At 43.8% G+C, this 16466-nt stretch carries 17 protein-coding genes and 1 other annotated feature; of the genes, 11 read left to right on the top strand and 6 right to left on the bottom strand.

Features of this window, described 5'->3' with window-relative positions; translation table 11 throughout:
• The first annotated feature begins 4 nt into the window (after positions 1-4).
• From DWW81_RS02030 to DWW81_RS02010, 5 genes are all read left to right on the top strand, one after another.
• Positions 5-1075, top strand: a complete 1071-nt coding sequence (locus DWW81_RS02030; RefSeq protein WP_117897379.1) for a class B sortase — start codon at positions 5-7, stop codon at positions 1073-1075.
• A gap of 109 nt (positions 1076-1184) precedes the next feature.
• The gene (locus DWW81_RS02025) at positions 1185-2285 is read left to right on the top strand and encodes a cell wall hydrolase (RefSeq protein ID WP_117897410.1); all 1101 of its coding nucleotides are present in this window, start codon (positions 1185-1187) and stop codon (positions 2283-2285) included.
• 210 nt (positions 2286-2495) lie between these two features.
• Positions 2496-3920, top strand: a complete 1425-nt coding sequence (locus DWW81_RS02020) for a SpoIID/LytB domain-containing protein (protein ID WP_181982949.1) — start codon at positions 2496-2498, stop codon at positions 3918-3920.
• 18 nt (positions 3921-3938) lie between these two features.
• Positions 3939-4634, top strand: a complete 696-nt coding sequence (locus tag DWW81_RS02015; RefSeq protein ID WP_117897381.1) for a zinc-ribbon domain-containing protein — start codon at positions 3939-3941, stop codon at positions 4632-4634.
• A 78-nt stretch (positions 4635-4712) separates the two neighbouring features.
• Entirely contained in the window at positions 4713-5318 is a 606-nt protein-coding gene (locus DWW81_RS02010; RefSeq protein WP_181982644.1) for a Maf family protein, read from the top strand.
• Here the strand turns inward: DWW81_RS02010 and DWW81_RS02005 are convergent.
• Positions 5306-6016: a DUF421 domain-containing protein gene (locus DWW81_RS02005; RefSeq protein WP_181982506.1), complete on the bottom strand. Its 711-nt coding sequence runs from the start codon at positions 6014-6016 to the stop codon at positions 5306-5308. The genes DWW81_RS02010 and DWW81_RS02005 overlap by 13 nt on opposite strands.
• 104 nt (positions 6017-6120) lie before the next feature.
• Here DWW81_RS02005 and DWW81_RS02000 point away from each other — a divergent pair, with 104 nt between their 5' ends.
• The 4 genes from DWW81_RS02000 (at position 6121) to DWW81_RS01985 (ending at position 9962) form a co-directional block, all read left to right on the top strand.
• Positions 6121-6426: a hypothetical protein gene (locus tag DWW81_RS02000; RefSeq protein WP_117892052.1), complete on the top strand. Its 306-nt coding sequence runs from the start codon at positions 6121-6123 to the stop codon at positions 6424-6426.
• A 259-nt stretch (positions 6427-6685) separates the two neighbouring features.
• Positions 6686-6910 (top strand) — a binding site (T-box leader).
• 46 nt (positions 6911-6956) lie between these two features.
• Positions 6957-8159 (top strand): threonine ammonia-lyase, encoded by a 1203-nt coding sequence (gene ilvA / locus DWW81_RS01995; RefSeq protein ID WP_022287623.1) that lies wholly within the window; start codon positions 6957-6959, stop codon positions 8157-8159.
• Between the two features lie 23 nt (positions 8160-8182).
• Complete coding sequence (locus tag DWW81_RS01990) at positions 8183-8557, top strand: RidA family protein (RefSeq protein WP_022287624.1); 375 nt, start codon at positions 8183-8185, stop codon at positions 8555-8557.
• A 166-nt stretch (positions 8558-8723) separates the two neighbouring features.
• Positions 8724-9962 (top strand): chloride channel protein, encoded by a 1239-nt coding sequence (locus DWW81_RS01985; RefSeq protein ID WP_117897383.1) that lies wholly within the window; start codon positions 8724-8726, stop codon positions 9960-9962.
• Between the two features lie 30 nt (positions 9963-9992).
• On the opposite strand, the gene ybaK is transcribed toward DWW81_RS01985, so the two are convergent.
• The 5 genes from ybaK to gpr all read right to left on the bottom strand — a co-directional run bounded on the left by ybaK (position 9993) and on the right by gpr (position 14779).
• Positions 9993-10481 carry a Cys-tRNA(Pro) deacylase gene (gene ybaK / locus DWW81_RS01980; RefSeq protein ID WP_022287626.1) on the bottom strand — a complete coding sequence of 163 codons (489 nt, stop codon included), beginning with the start codon at positions 10479-10481 and terminating at the stop codon, positions 9993-9995.
• Between the two features lie 29 nt (positions 10482-10510).
• The gene (locus DWW81_RS01975; protein ID WP_117859341.1) at positions 10511-11113 is read right to left on the bottom strand and encodes a cytidylate kinase-like family protein; all 603 of its coding nucleotides are present in this window, start codon (positions 11111-11113) and stop codon (positions 10511-10513) included.
• A gap of 215 nt (positions 11114-11328) precedes the next feature.
• Positions 11329-11958: a cytidylate kinase-like family protein gene (locus DWW81_RS01970; RefSeq protein ID WP_022287628.1), complete on the bottom strand. Its 630-nt coding sequence runs from the start codon at positions 11956-11958 to the stop codon at positions 11329-11331.
• 214 nt (positions 11959-12172) lie between these two features.
• The gene (locus DWW81_RS01965) at positions 12173-13588 is read right to left on the bottom strand and encodes an ABC transporter substrate-binding protein (protein ID WP_117945370.1); all 1416 of its coding nucleotides are present in this window, start codon (positions 13586-13588) and stop codon (positions 12173-12175) included.
• A 321-nt stretch (positions 13589-13909) separates the two neighbouring features.
• On the bottom strand, positions 13910-14779 hold the full coding sequence (gene gpr / locus DWW81_RS01960; protein WP_117897385.1) for a GPR endopeptidase: 870 nt from the start codon (positions 14777-14779) through the stop codon (positions 13910-13912).
• Between the two features lie 221 nt (positions 14780-15000).
• Here gpr and rpsT point away from each other — a divergent pair, with 221 nt between their 5' ends.
• Positions 15001-15252 carry a 30S ribosomal protein S20 gene (rpsT, locus tag DWW81_RS01955; protein WP_022287631.1) on the top strand — a complete coding sequence of 84 codons (252 nt, stop codon included), beginning with the start codon at positions 15001-15003 and terminating at the stop codon, positions 15250-15252.
• A 155-nt stretch (positions 15253-15407) separates the two neighbouring features.
• A complete protein-coding gene (locus DWW81_RS01950) occupies positions 15408-16253 on the top strand; it encodes a glycosyltransferase (RefSeq protein WP_022287632.1) in 846 nt (281 codons plus the stop codon).
• Positions 16254-16466: the final 213 nt, after the last annotated feature.

The following is a 16466-nucleotide window of genomic DNA, read 5'->3' as shown; positions in this document are numbered from 1 at the left end:
ATAAATGTCAATGGCTAATGAAACAATGAATCTGTCCGAAAAGGACGATACAAACTTTTTTGTAAGAGTAGTAAGATATTTTATCCCGTGGAAGGGCGACGGAGCAGGAGAAGTGTTCAGAAAGATAGTGTTCATGTTCTCTATCGTGCTTTTCTGTGTTTCTCTTAATGAGCTTTCTGATTTTCTGAAAGCCGACGAGCAGGATCAGAACTATATGCAGGAGATCGTAAATTACGAGCCTGACTTTAGCGATGACGTTGACCTGAGCAAGAATAACGGCTCAGACGATATTGACGTTTCTGACCCTGAGGCTTCAACGAAGGACAGAGAAGTTCAGGGTTGGGCTAAGAAGCTTCTGAAAAGGAACAAGGACGTCGTAGGCTGGATAAAGATCCCCGGCTTTAAAAATTCCGCAGGTGATGAATATATAAACTTCCCTGTTCTTAAAGGCAAGGATAATGAATATTATCTTTACAAGAATATAGACAAGCAGTATTACGAATCGGGAAGCATTTATGCAGACGCTTGGTCTACCATAAATAAGGACGGGCAGTCTGACAATATCACGATATATGGTCATAACATGGGATATGTGGGAACTTCCTTTACTCACCTTACTGAGTATAAAAAGGGCGTTGATTTTCTTAAGAAATATCCTGTTATCGAGTTCAATACTATCTATGACAGCAACTGTAAGTATGTTATCGTGGGTGCGTTCGTGACGGGAATACTTGAAAATCAGGACGACGGAAAGCTCTTCAAATACTGGACTACCAGATATTTTGACGACGCTGACTATAAGTTTGACGATTGGATCTCAGAAGTGAGAAAGCGTTCGTGGTATTCAAACGATATTGAGTGTACAGCAGACGATAAGTATATATCGCTCTCGACTTGTACGAACGAAACTTCAAAACTCAGGTGGGTGATCGTGGCAAAGAAAATGACGGCTGACGATAACCTGGATCTTATAATAGATTCCTATAAGGACAAGGCAAATAAGGATATTTATTTTCCTAAATGCTGGAGAAACGTATACGGAAACAATAAGAAGTATTTCGGCTGGGATTATTGATGTTTATTACACCAAATCGGTGTAAAATAAATTTTAGCTGACGTCAAGCTCACGGACGGCAGTGAAGACGGTTTGCGTGCAGACGGTCGGAAAGGGTAATGTGATTAAAATGAAGCAGAAAAAAACTGAAGACAGCATAAAGCGAACAGCTAAGCCGTCGGTCAGGAAAGTAGGAACAATGCTGGGCAGCGGTGCGCTGGCAGTGCTGATGATAGGTACAGTAAGTATCTTTGCACTTACAAGCGGTAACAACGAGGCTCAGAAGGACACAAAAGCTGCAATAACCAACACTAAGACCACTTCTGTGACAGAAGCAGAAACTGAGAGAGATGAGACCTATACTTCAATGAACACCGTTACATGGAGAAAAGCGGGTATCAGCGAGTATAAAATGGCACAGGCAGAGTCTGAGACAACAACTTCCGCCAAAGCCACTACAACAAAAAAGACAGAAACTACTAAAAATGCAGCAAAAGAAACAAAGGTCAATAACGTAACAATGGTCGCAACTGAGATCGTGAACGTCAGAGAAAAGGCTGACAAGAACTCAGAGATAGAAGCTATCGTTGCAACAGACGAGGAAGTTATCGTTACGGCTGAAACAAGTGACGGTTGGTATAAGGTTACATACGGCGACTACAGCGGATATGTAATGAAGGACTATCTTAAAAAGGCAGAAGTAACAACAACTTCCGCTGCGAAGTCCGAAACTACAACAGCAGCTAAGAAGTCTGAAACAAAAAAGACTACGACAACAAAGGCTAAGACAACAAAGTCTGAACCAAAAAAGACAGAAACAAAGAAAGCAACAACATCAAGCTCGAACAGTTCTGTTATAAGCTATACAGATGAAGAATTTGATATGCTTTGCTACGTTCTTCAGGGCGAGGTAGGAAACTGCTCAGAGCAGAGCAAGATCGCTGTTGCAAATGTTATTATCAACAGAGTGAAAACAGGCAGATTTGGAAGCTCTATAAGCGACGTTCTTACAGCGCCAAATCAGTTCACTGCAATAAACGGCTATTACAGCGGCAGAAACAAGCCAACTCAGAACACTATTGATTGTGCAAAGAGAGCGCTGAACGGCGAGGATAATTCAAACGGTGCAGTTTATTACTACGCTCCACAGTATTGCGGCGGAAGCACAGCAGCTTGGTTTGAATCACTCACATTCTGCATGGAGCTTGATGGTCAGAGATACTTCAAGTAATATTTGAAGTTTTTGGCTAAAATGCTGATATTGTAGATGCAAAATTGTATACTATGCTGAAAAGTCAGGACGAAACTTAGCTTTGTCTTGACTTTTTTTCAGTATTTGATAAACTATTATTTAGGTATGCAGTGAGTATTTTGCTGCCATTGGGAATGTTTTGCGGTGTGACCGCTTGAAGGTAAGGACAGTGTCTTGACGATGAATTTGATGACAAAAAAGATATGTGCAAATGTCTGCGCAGCGGTAATGAGCATAACTGCCGTTGGTATATGCGGTGAGCTGCTGCTGGATAATAAAAGCGTGGGCGCAGAAAAAGCCCCTGCGGTGCAGGTCAAAAACGTTGAAGCTCAAAGCGTTAAAACCACTGCCGCTACTGAGGTCTATGACTTTGTGAAGTTCAAAAAGTCCTCTGTGGATAAGTATGATATGTCTTATGTTCAGCAGAAAAAGCAGGCAACGACCACAAAGAAAAAGGCTTCAGCCAGTGAGTTTACTGTGGAAATGCCTGAGGATAAGGGCGAGTATTACGATATAAAGAACGACCCTGCTAACTTTACAGATACAAGAAGCGTCGCTGATGAGTATTATACTGTCAACGATATAATCTCAGGAAATATCGTCACTCTTAATGGCCATGAACTGCTCTGTCAGATAGTCAACAGCGAGATAGGCGGTGAGTGGGGCGAGGAAGCCATAAAGGCGCAGGCCGTGGCGGCTTATACATGGGTCAGATTTAACGATTCTATCGGTGCTATACCTACGGTGGGGCTTAAAAGCGGATATTCTTCAAAGATAGAAAGATGTGTAAATGCCGTTGAGGGTCAGACTGTTATGTATAACGGCAATATCATAAATGCAGTTTATTCTGCTTCAACAGCAGGTTATTCTACCACCAGCGAGGATATATGGGGCGTTTCTTACCCGTATCTCAAGCGTGTAAAGAGCGAGTTTGACGATAAAGATCCTAACTGGGGCATTGAAGCTACATATACAAAAGACGAGGTCAAGGAGCGTATCGAGAGCCAAACTGATATAAAGCTCTCCGACGACGTGAAGAACTGGTTTAAAATAGACTCTGCTTTCAGCGGGAAGTATATAAGCGGAGTGACTATCGACGGTCATACGAGCTGTACCTATGATGGCAGTGAAGCTAGGATAACAGGTATCACGCTCTGCAACCTCTTTGATGTGAAATCGAACGCCATGGAGATAAGCTATAAGGACGGTGTGTTCACTTTCAAGTCCTATGGCTGGGGTCACGGCGTTGGAATGTCGCAGTGGGGCGCTTGCTATTATGCCGAGGCTGGCTACACATACGATCAGATACTTACTCACTATTATGTGAATTGCTATCTTGGTCTGTCGGCTGTAAATGACAAAGCTGTAAAGAGAGGTCAGATGTCGCAGGACGAGATAGATAAGGAGATAAAGGATTCAGAAATAGTTGACGAGGGCGGAAACGCTTCAGGCGACAGCAAAAAGGACAGTGAGCCTGCACAGACTCAGCCGACCGAGAACGGCACTGTTACCACCGCTCCTGCTACAGAAGCACCTGATACTACAACAACTTCGTTCGACGTTCAGCCTGAGGATAATATCACCATAGAGCAAAATACAGAAGAAATATTATAACCGAAAGGGAGAATAAAAATGGGATTTTTTTCACCTAAGAATACACCTGAAAACGCAGTAAAGGCACAGATAGACGCAAAGCTTGCCTTTATAAACGATAAGTATACCGAGATAGGCAGATTTGTCAAGCTCAGAATGGCTGACAAGATAGAAGAGCCGGAGGTGAAAAACCTTATTGCTCAGATAGATGCAACTCTTGAAGAACTGAAAAATCTTAACGAACAGCTTCTTACTATCAGAGGAATGAAACTTTGTTCCGGCTGTGGCCACGAGATACCGGTGAATATGGCGTTCTGCCCTAACTGTGGAACAAAACAGCCTGAAATGGCACAGCCTGTTTATCAGCAGCCTGCTCAGGGCGGTGCAGTTCCAATGGGCGCACAGCCTGTTATACAAAACAGTCAGGGCTATCATAATCACCCTGTTTCACCTGCTTATACTCAGCCACAGGCTAATCCTGTTTATGGCGATCCTGCTCAGCAGAATGTTCAGACAGCCGCTCCTATCCCTGAGCCTGCTGTGACACAGACTGCTGCACCTATCCCACAGCCTGAAACAGCACCTCAGCCTGCACCAATGCCACAGCCTGCTCCGGTGATAGCAGAAGCTCCGGTGCAAGAGCCTGCAAACAGCAGTTTTGTGTTCTGCTCTCAGTGCGGCCATAAAGAGCCGGCAGGCGTTAAGTTCTGCTCAGAGTGCGGAATGAAGTTGTAATAAAAAACTAAGGCAGCGCAGGATAATAAGTGCGTTGCCTTTTTGAGTAAGAAGTAAAAGAAGTAAAGGAAGATCTTTATGTCAGTGAATATTTCAAGCGAGCTTATGGATTATGATGTTATACTTGCTTCAGCGTCGCCAAGAAGAAAAGAACTGCTGTCATTGATGTGTGAGAATTTCAGGGTTATCCCCTCTGATTGTGACGAAAAAATACCAGAGGACGTTACACCGGAGCTTGCCCCTGAGTATCTTTCAGGGATAAAATGCAGATGTATCGCTTCGGTCTATGATCTGAGCGTTGTTATCGGCTGTGACACTGTTGTAATATGCGACGGGGAAGTTTTGGGTAAGCCTGTGGACGAAGCTGACGCCATAAGAATGTTAAAAATGCTGTCAGGCAAGACTCATCATGTTGTAACAGGCGTTACCCTTGGCAGAGGCTGTCGTTACAGTAGCTTTTCCGCCACCACCGCAGTGACTTTCAGAGAGCTTTCCGACCAGGAGATAAAAGCCTATGTGAAAAGCGGCGAGCCTATGGATAAAGCAGGGGCTTACGGCATACAAGGGCTTGGAGCACTTCTTGTGGAAAAGATAGACGGGGACTTTTATAACGTTGTTGGTCTGCCTGTGAGCAGGCTTGCAGAGGAGCTGCACGAGTTTTTGAAGAAGGTTCAGTCAAAGTAGATCTTCTTGTTGCTCTCCTGAGTTTTCGGGAACACTGTCACCTTGTCGTTTCCGTCAACTATGCAGAGAAAGACCTTGTCAGGTGATGAACAGCCTTGCTTTCTTATTTCGTTGGTGAGCCATTTTATCTCCTTGCCTGCGTATTTCAGGTTGTCCTCCATAATAACGCCGTCAAGGATAAGGTCGGTGCAAAGCTTTTCGTCCTGCTTCTCATATCCTAAGTCTTTTGGAGTGAGAGGTGCTTCTGTGGCACGTTCCATGAAAGAGATAGTGCCGTTGGTTTCCAGAATAGCGTAGTATATCTTTGAGATGTCGAAATAGCCTGATGTTCTTGCTCTTGAAAGCAGATCGTTCACATCAAGCTTGGCGGTCTTAAGGTTTTCGGGATATATTTTGCCTTTTTCAATAAGCAGGATAGGCTTGCCCGAAAGAAAATGTCGGCAGTGGATAGACTTCATCGTAAGCACAGACAGCAGAAAGCCTGTCAGTCCGTAAAGCACCATTGCGATAACAGGCACGATAAGCTCGTCCATTTCCTGCGAAACAGCCATTTCAGAGGCGATAGAGCCTATAGTGATGCCGTTGATGTAGTCAAAAAGCGTGAGCTGTGATATCTGCTTGTTGCCAAGAAGCTTTGATATGGCGAACATGACTATTATAGAACCTACAGTGGCAAGAATAGTGTGAGCGATGTTCATAGGCGTGACCCCCTTTTGATTCATGCCATTAGTATCTGCATATGGTGGCAGATTATTCTTCCTTTGACAGAGAAACGTCAGATACAATGATATAGGAGCGTAAAATGGGATTTTTTAAGAGAAATAAGGGTACGCCCTTGAAAGAGCTTGAACGCTATCATGGGAAACGAGTTTCCTATGTGGTGGAGCGTGAAGGCGCAGAGGAAAATGTTATCGGAAGAACAGGCGGAATATCTGTTGATAGTGAAAAGCTTGTGGTGGTGTGTGACGGACACGAGGTTTTCAGGTGCAGTACCGACGGCATAGTCTGCGCCGAGCTTATGAGCCACAACGGAGCGGATATAAAGGGCAGGGATATGACCACAGGGAAGCTTCGTCATATCGTTGTGCATTATGCAAACAAAAGGTGATATTTTTGCAAATGCACTCTCTTTGCACATAATTCTATCACATTGCAGTGGTAATATTATTACAGTCGGAAAGGAAAGACCGACAGTTAAAAAGACTTCATGATTGTTTTCTTCATATATTTTTTCTATACTTCCTTAATTGATAAAAGCCCGCACCTTGGTGTGGGTTTTTATTCTTGTATAATGTCTTAGAGAAAAATTCATTTTATTGCTGTTGACAATTCATATTTATGGTGATATAATGATTGTATTGAATATCATAAAGGCTGTGACGAGAAAGGTGACGGTGCGAATACTTCGCAGAGAGCGGACGCTTGGTGAAAGTTCGCAGGGATAACGCCGTCAGGATCATCTCTGAGCTGATCCGCCTAAGCAGATGTGTTAAGCGGATACGGTCTCTCACCGTTAGAAAGAGATATGAGTGGCAGGCTTATGGTCTGCAATCAGAGTGGTAACACGGAGATATTATGTCTTCGCCTCTAGTCAGGCGAGGGCTTTTTTTATTACATAGAAAAAAGAGGTTGTTTTTTATGCTTACATTGGATAAGGTTTTTGACGCTTCAAACGTGCTTAAAGAGGTCATCAGACCAACAGCGTGTATCCATGCGCCAAAGGTAAACCCTGATTGTGACGTTTATCTGAAAACAGAAAATCTTCAGGTAACAGGTTCTTTCAAGGTAAGAGGAGCTTATTATAAGATATCACAGCTTTCAGACGAGGAAAAGTCGCACGGCGTTATCGCCTGCTCAGCAGGAAACCACGCACAGGGCGTTGCTCTCGCCGCAACAAAGAACGGTATAAAGTCTATCATCTGTCTTCCTGACGGCGCACCTATCTCAAAGGTAGAGGCAACAAAGGGCTATGGCGCTGAGGTATGTCTTGTGCCTGGCGTTTATGATGACGCTTATGCAAAGGCTATCGAGCTTCGTGACGCTAACGGCTATACATTTATTCACCCGTTCGATGATGAGAACGTTATCGCAGGTCAGGGAACTATCGGTCTGGAGATACTTAGTCAGGTGGCTGATGCAGACGTTATCGTTGTTCCGGTTGGCGGCGGCGGACTTATCTCAGGCGTTGCGTTCACTGTAAAACAGCTCAAGCCAAGCGTTAGAGTATACGGCGTTCAGGCTGAAGGCGCACCTTCAATGGTAAATTCACTTAAAGACGGCAAGATAGAGTGCCTTGAAAGCGTTCACACTATCGCAGACGGAATCAAGGTAAAAGAGCCTGGCGAGCATACCTTTGAGTATTGCAGTAAGTATGTTGACGGCGTTGTTACAGTTTCAGACGACGAGATATCATCAGCTATCCTCCACCTTATCGAGAAGCAAAAGCTCGTTTCAGAGGGCGCAGGCGCAACACCTGTTGCCGCAGTAATGTTTAATAAGATACCTGACATCAAGGGCAAAAAGGTTGTATGTCTTGTTTCAGGCGGAAATATCGACGTAACTATACTTTCAAGAGTTATCAAGAGAGGTCTGCTCAAGTCTGGCAGATCTGATACTCTTACTATCCAGCTTGAGGACAGACCTGGTCAGCTGAGAGATGTTTCAGAGATAATCTCAAAGCTTGGCGGAAACGTTGTTTCTGTTCACCACGAGAGAGCAAGCGAGGACAGCGATATCACAGATTGCCTGCTCAGACTTGTTCTTGAAACAAGAAACTTTGATCATATCAGAGAGATAAGACAGGCTCTTACAGCCGCAGGCTTTAAGATAGTCAATAAGTAATTTTAAGACAGGAGTAGATAAAAATGGCAGAAGTTGTTTACACAAAGAACGCACCGGACGCAATCGGTCCATATTCACAGGCAATGAAGGTAGGAAACCTTGTTTTCACATCAGGTCAGATAGCAATAAACCCAGCAACAGGCAACGTTGAGGCAACAACTATCGAGGAGCAGACACATCAGGTTTGCAAGAACCTCACAAACGTTCTTGAAGCCGCAGGAACATCTATCGGCAAGGCTGTAAAGACAGTATGCTTCCTTAAGAATATGTCAGATTTCGGTGCATTCAACGGTGTTTACGGCGAGTATTTCACATCAAAGCCTGCACGTTCATGCGTTGCAGCAAAAGAACTTCCAAAGGACGTTCTCGTTGAGGTAGAGGTAATCGCTGAGGTATAATTTAGCATATTATCTTGTAGTGGAACGGCTGAATTTCTGTTTCACAGAAATGCGACGTCCCATTATTGTGGAGCTGTATTTCAAGTATTTCGGGCGGCATATGTCGCCCGTTGTTTTTCTGTAAAAAGGGGTGAGGAAAATAAGCAGTGAGTTTATAAAAAGCAAAATGCGGACGGTGAAAAAATTCTCCATAGCCTTTGCAAAGTGGGTCTTTATCGCCTGCGCAGTGGGTGTAATAGGTGGAATAGTCGGCTCGCTGTTCCATATGGCGGTAAACTTTGCCACAGGCTTTCGTGATGGTCATAGCTGGACATTGTATCTCATGCCGTTGGCAGGTCTGTTTATCATTTTCAGCTATCGTGTCTGCAAGGTGGACGAGGAGACCGGTACAAATCTAATCATAAGCTCTGTTCGTGGAAACATCAAAGTGCCGCTGCTTATGGCGCCTCTCATCTTTCTAGGTACTGTACTCACCCACCTTACGGGCGGCTCGGCAGGACGTGAGGGTGCGGCTTTGCAGCTTGGCGGAAGCATTGGAGCAAAGGTAGGCGAGCTTTTAAAGCTTGACGAAAAAGACTCCAGCCTTGTGATAATGTGCGGAATGAGTGCAGTGTTTGCCGCACTTTTTGGCACGCCTTTGACTGCGACTTTTTTCGCTATGGAAGTAATAAGCGTGGGCGTTATATACTATGTGGGTCTTGTGCCTTGCATAGCTTCCTCTCTTATCGCATATAAAATATCACTGTTGGCAGGGCTTGCGCCAACAAAGTTCAACATAACAGGCATACCAAGGCTTTCCCTTGTGTCTGTGACCCAGATAGCGGCGCTTGCGGCTCTTTGTGCGGTGATATCCATACTCCTCTGCATGGTAATGGAGTTTTCACATTCAAGATTTCAGATGTATCTGCCTAACACCTATCTCAGGATAGCTGTAGGTGGCGTTGTAATCATTGCATTGACTTTGCTTGTAGGTACAAGGGATTACAACGGAGCAGGCGTAGACGTTATCGTGGCGGCTTTAGAGAAAGGTAAGGCGCACCCGGAAGCCTTTGCCCTGAAAATGCTTTTTACCGCCATAACTATAAATACAGGCTTCAAGGGCGGTGAGATAGTCCCGACCTTCTTTATCGGAGCAACTTTCGGCTGTACAGCCGCAGGCTTTTTGGGGCTTGACCCATCATTCGGTGCGGCTATAGGTCTTGTGGCACTTTTCTGCGGCGTTGTGAACTGTCCTGTGGCTTCCATACTTCTCAGCTATGAGCTTTTCGGTGGAAGTGGGCTTGTGCTTTTTGCGGTTGCCTGCGGAGTAAGCTATATGCTTTCGGGCTATTACGGACTTTATTCCAGCCAGAAAATAATGTACTCAAAGACAAAGCCCGAATATATCAACATAAATGCAAAATAAAAGAGAGCCAAAGCGGCTCTCTTTTTTTGTCTATTCACTCATTGTTATGCTCTCAAATTTACCCCTTGTGACCTTGATAAGGTCTTTCGGTGAAAGCATTATCTGCGACCCGATACGTCCGCCGCTTATGATTATCTCCTCAAACTGCTCCGCAGAGCTGTCAACTACCGTCATGTACTGTTTTTTCATGCCAAGGGGTGTACAGCCACCGCGAATGTAGCCCGTAACAGAGTTTATATCCTTCACATGGAGCATCTCCACCGACTTTTCGCCCACAGACTTTGCCGCCTTTTTCATGTCAAGCTCCTCTGCGATAGGGATAGCGAAAACATAGTAATTTCCGCTTTTACCCACTGTCACAAGGGTCTTGAACGAGCTTTCATATGGCTGACCGAGCATATCTGCAATGTGTATGCCGTCGATAAACTCGTCGCACTCGTATGTGTTGACCTTGTATTTTACCTTATTTCTGTCAAGAATACGCATGGCGTTGGTCTTGACTTCCTTATCCTTTGACATTTTTTATCGCTCCCAGTAAAATATTGCCCCTATTTCTCCCTTGAAAGCTTCACAGTGTCAGCAATTATCTCGGCACACATTTCGTAGCCAAGTTTGCCGCTGTCAAGGCACATATCATAGCTTGAAATATCTCCCCACTTTTTGTTGGTGTTGGAGTTGTAATAGTCGGCACGTTTTTTGTCATACTTTTTGAGCCTTGCTTCTACCTCGTCCTCGGAGATGTTGTGCTTCTCAATTGCGCACTCCTGACGCTTCTCAAAGCTTGCATTAATGAAGACATTCAGCGTCTTGACTTTGTTTTTCAGTATAAAATCTGCACATCTGCCTACGATAACGCAGTTTCCCTTTGAAACAAGCTCCATTATTACCTCTGTTTCAGCGGCGAATATCTTCTCTGTTATAGGATACTCTTTCTCCTTTGAAAACAGATTTATCGGTGTTTTGAGAATGCTCAGAGCGGCTTCCTCGTATTTTTGTATCTCGCTCATTGCAATGCCGCTTTTTTGTGCCGCCATGTCGATTATCTCTCTGTCATAGCATGGGATACCAAGCTTTTCTGCCACAAGCTTACCGATAGTCGAACCGCCTGCGCAATAGTGTCTGCCGATAGTGATAACTTTTATTTCAGCCATTTTCTGTTTCTCCTTTTGCAGTATTTTTTATTTTTTTGTCGGACTTCTGCCCTTTTATACAGTATAATATATTTGCTTGTTATTGTCAATAACATATTGGTTACACTTTGTTTAAGCTGGAGTAATAAAACTTCTCATAAAACGGAAAAGGACCGACCCTATGGTCAGCCCTCTTTCGTAGTAAGGAAAGTAAAATGAATTAAAACGAAAAATTCCTATTTATCAGCGTTGGCTTCTTTTATTTCGATATAAGCTTTCATAAGCTTGATAGCACCGTCAACGCCTGTTTTGGACGAGTTGATACAAAGGTCATAGTTCTTTGCTTCGCCCCATTTCATGTCGGTGTAATAATTATAGTATGAAGCTCTCCGCTTATCAGTCTTGCGGATAAAGTCCTCAGCTTTGTTTTTTTCAATATCGTATCTCTCAAGGATACGCTTTTTCTTTTCGGCAGTGTTGCCGGAAATGAAGAAGTCGATAATATTAGGCTCATTTTTCAGAACATAGTCAGCACAACGTCCTACAATAACACAAGGACCCTTCTTTGCAATGTTCTTGATAGTTTCAAACTGAGCCAAGAATATCTTGTGATTCAGCGGCATATCAGGATTGATCCTGCCGTCTGCACTTACAGGGTAATTACCCATGACCAGTGAGAAAAGAAAGCTGTTAGTATAGGACTCATCGTTCTTAACAAAAAGCTCCTGACATATACCGCTCTCTTTTGAAGCCATTTCCAAAAGTTCTTTATCATAGAAAGGTATGCCCAGATCATCAGCAAGCTTCTTGCCTATCTCACGTCCTCCGCTGCCAAATTCACGGCTGATAGTAATAATCGATCTCATAAAACATATCTCCCTTCTTTGATATATTCTTTTTAACGTACATTTATTATAGCACATTTTTTGTGATTTGTACATAAAAATCCGTAAAATTCTTGCACAAATTTATGTATTTTATATTGTGCATTTTGCGTACAAATATATTTAACAAATTCGTGACAAATACAAAGGCAATAAAAAAGCGGGACGAATGAACGTCCCGCTTGAAAATACTGAATTATTCAGCAACGTTAGCGTTTGCTTCCTTGATGATGTAATCAACAGCCTTCTGGTTCTCAGCAACGCACTCTGTCCATGTAGTAGCTCCGCCGCCTGTTATCATTGTAGCCTGGTTTACTGTCTGCATAAGTGTTGAAAGCTCAGCAGATACGCCGTCCTGGAAGTCAAATACAGGATTCTGTCTAGCCAGATCGTAAATTGTCTTACGCATCTCGATCATATCGTCTGACCAGCCGTAGTCGTTCTTGAGCTGTTCTTCTGTAATGTTCTGTACCTCAGAGTTTGCAACCTTGCAGCAGTTTACGTACGCATTGAAGCCGTCTGGGTTTGGAGCGTTCTTGCAGAGGAGATAGCCGTTTACACCTGTAGATACATAGTACTTGTCAGAATCGTCCATTCTTGGCATTGGAACGAACATAACCTCGCCGTCCTTGACGCTTCCGAATGTCTTAGTCTTTTCAGGAGTATCCTCGAGAGCCCATGTGCCGATAGGAATGAACAGTGTGAGCTGTGAACCAAGACCTTCACCGTTAGCTCCGTCACCTCTTGTATTCCAGTTGTTGCTTGATCTGTCGAATACAACGTTGTTCTTCTCAAGGTTGTACATAAGATCCTGAACTGCGCCAACTTCAGCCTTGCCCATGTTGTTTACAAGCTTGCCGTCCTCAAGACCGATAAGTGGATAACCGCAAGTATCGTTAAGAGCCTTGCCGTACCAGTAACCATCAAGAGCATATCTGTCAGCTTCAGAGTCTGCAAAGTCAAGGCACATCTCTGTGAACTTGCTCCATGTCCACTCGTCATTAGCATAAAGCTCAGCAGGATCGTCATAGCCAAAGTCTGATATTGTCTTTGTGTTGTATGCACAAACATACTGTGGTCTTACGTCGATAGCAGCTACATAGTGCTTGCCGTTGAATACGAATGAATCGTTAAGTGTCTGTGATGATGACCAGATGTCTGAGCTGAAATCAACTACATCGTCGATAGGCTCGAACATGGCCTTGATAGCACCCTTAGGGAATGCGTCCATGTCGTCAGCAGGGAAGAAATCAGGTGAGTCGTTAGCCATAACTGCCTTAGCAAGATCAGTATATCTGTTATCCCAAGTTGTCTGAACGTACTCGATCTTTCCACCATACTTAGTCTGGAAAAGTGAGATAGCAGGTGATTCTGACTTACCATCACTAGGGTTGATGTCATAGTGAGCCATCCACTTGATAGTCTTGTTTGAAAGCTCGATGTCAGGGAGCTTATCCTGAAGTGCATTTACCTGCTCCTTCTGATCATCTGTCATAGCCTTAGCTTCCTTCTTGGAAGATGAGCTGTCACTTGATGAGCTGCCGCAAGCAGCCATGCTGCAAGCCAGTGAAAGCGCACAAGCAGCAGCGAAAATTCTCTTTGCCATTTTCATTATAGTAACCTCCTTGATAATAGACGAATGTTCCTTACCCAAAACGTTCATCTGTTACGATCGACAAGCATTGTTACCCGACAACGCTTACCATAACGCTTATTTTTCGTCCTTACTAATGATAACAAAAAGTTTAAATTTAGTCAATCAGCATTTTGCAATATAAAGCTCAAGCGTTTTTGTTGATTATGACAAAGGTGTGTTGAATTTGTGTGAGTATTCGTTTTCAGAAAACGTTTTCGCAATTTCACTCATACATATTAATAAAAAGTTTACAATTGTTGTATACAGGTTTTACATTACCGTACCACCTGTCTTTTGTCAGCAGGTGAGAGATTGAATGTCCTCTTGCGACAGGGCAGGGTGAACGGCACGGTTTATGCCCATTGCAATGAGCTTTGCGCAGTTTTCCGAAAGTTTGTCAGCAGTTTTCGGAGCGACCATGATGTTTTCGGAGCTTTCAGGTGCGGCCTGACCGAAAATGTGCTGTGCGGCAGTGCAAAGATCTATGACCGTTGGCACGCCTATGGCAATGCACTTTACCCCGAGGGTCGAAAGCGAAAGCTCTTTTCGTGCGTTTTCGACTCCGCTTCCCGGAGAAATGCCGGTGTTGCAAAGCTGTATTGTCCTGCCAAGGTTGGTAAGCTCGCTGCAAGCCAGTGCGTCAACTGCAATAACAGCCTGCGGTGTTACACGCTCCGCGATTGCTTTTACCTGCTCTGAGGATTCTATTCCCGTGTTTCCAAGCACTCCTGTCTGTATCACTGTGACCTCGCCCAGATCGTCAGTATCAATCTCTTTTGCAAGGCTTTTTATATGGCGGGTAGCGAAGATCTTTTCAGCGGTAAGAGGACCAACAGCGTCGGAAGTCAGGGCATAGTTCCCAAGTCCTACTGCCAAAAAACGTTCACAACCACCGCAAAGCTCCCCTATGGCTTTTGCTATGACTTCTGCACGCTCACGAAAACTGTCGCTGTACATATCGAATGTTGAATCTGTGGCGGTAAGGGTGATGTATCTGCCGACAGGTCTGCCAAGCTTTTCGGCGGCTTCCTGTGTTTCTATGGTGATGTCCGTTACCTCAAGCCTAGCGTTTTCAATAACCTTGTTTTTGACTTTCACTCCCTGAAGCTTTTCCGCACCGCCTGCCTGAGAAAAGCTCTCCGCCGCCATATCCGTTCTAATGCTCATTTTATTCACCTTTCTGTGATATCGTGTAAGTTTTTGTGTGTTCCTACAATTTAGACTGCAAAATTTCTATATTTTTTTCAGTAAACCCCCTTGCAATTTCTTTTGAAATGTGGTAAAATATTTTACAAGGCTTGTTTAAAGGGCTTTCCGCATTTCCTCTCAGTCTGCGGATAGCTTGTGCAAATAAGTGCAAATTTATACAGAATGAGGGAGGTGTCGGTATGCCAAACATTAAATCCGCTAAGAAGAGAGTCAAGGTTATCAACACTAAGACAATGAGAAACAAGGCTGTAAAGTCTGATCTTAAAACTGCACTCAAGAAGGCTGACGCTGCTGTAGCTGAGAACGCAGAAAACAAGGAAGAAGTAGTAAGAGCTGCTATCAAGAAGGTAGATATGGCTTGCACAAAGGGCATTATGCATAAGAATGCTGCTGCAAGAAAGGTATCACAGCTTGCTAAGAAGCTTGGCTAATTTTTCAAAGTAGCTTACAAGACCGTTCCGAATGGGGCGGTCTTTTTTTGTGTATTGGTCTGTACTATATAAATAGTATACTTTGTTGGTCGTAGTTGACTTTTTGGAGCTGTTATAGTATAATTGAGTTGATAATAATGCAGGGGAGGGATTTTATGACGTATCGTGTTGGAAAATATACGCTGCCTGAATACAGTGTGCTTATGTCGGTGTATGACCGTGAGCTTCCTGAGAACCTTAACGAGAGTCTTGAGTCTATGCTCATGCAGTCATATCCTCCCTCTGACTTCGTGCTTGTGTGCGACGGCAAGCTCACCTGCGAGCTTAATATCATCGTGAAGTCTTTTCAAGACGAGTTCAAGCATATTTTCCATATCGTTCAGATAGACGAGAACGTGGGCGTTGGAAAGGCTTACAACGAGGGCATAAAGGCGTGTAAATGCGATTATATCGTGAAAATGGACAGCGACGATATATCTCTCCCTAACCGCTGCTTGAAGCAGATGACCCTTTTTGCGGTGAAGCCTAAGCTTGATATCATCGGCACATATGTGGAGGAGTTCGACACTGACACTGATGAGGTGGTTTCGGTGAAAAAAGTGCCTGTCATGCATAAGGATATCGCTTCATATTCCAAACGACGCAACCCTTTCAACAGGCAGTCTGTGGCTTTTCGCAAGTCCTTTGCGGAAAAGATAGGCGGTTACAGTGACCTTAAAATGTGCGAGGACTATGAGTTTATCGCACGAATGTTACAGCATGGCGCAAAGGGGCAGAATATACCCGAGGTGCTTGTGCGCTACCGCATAGATGAAAATACTGTGGATACACGCAAAAGCTGGGAGCATACAAAGGCTTTCATTCGTGTGAGGTGGATAATACATCGCTCAGGGTATACGGGCTTCCGTGATTTTTTCATGCCATGCGCTTTACAGCTTGGCTTGTTTATATTTCCCAGAAAATTCACCCGCTGGGTATATAGAACGTTTCTCAGAAAATAATATATTTCTATATGAAAATATGAACCCGATACCATTTGGGTTCATATTTTTTTAGTTCAAATAAAAGTAAACGTTATCAATTTTGAACATGATGTTAAACATTGAAAATGGCTATTGACAATGGTTTTTTATATGATATATTTAAAAGTATGGAATATAAAGCCTAAAGGCGAGAGCTTCGCAAAGCTTGGCTTTATAAAAATTTGAATATTT

This window comes from Ruminococcus sp. AF17-1AC (genome assembly GCF_003461385.1).
GTDB lineage: Bacteria > Bacillota > Clostridia > Oscillospirales > Ruminococcaceae > Hominimerdicola > Hominimerdicola aceti.
Note: the sequence above shows the minus strand (reverse complement) of the source record. Positions and strands in the feature narration are given on the sequence as shown.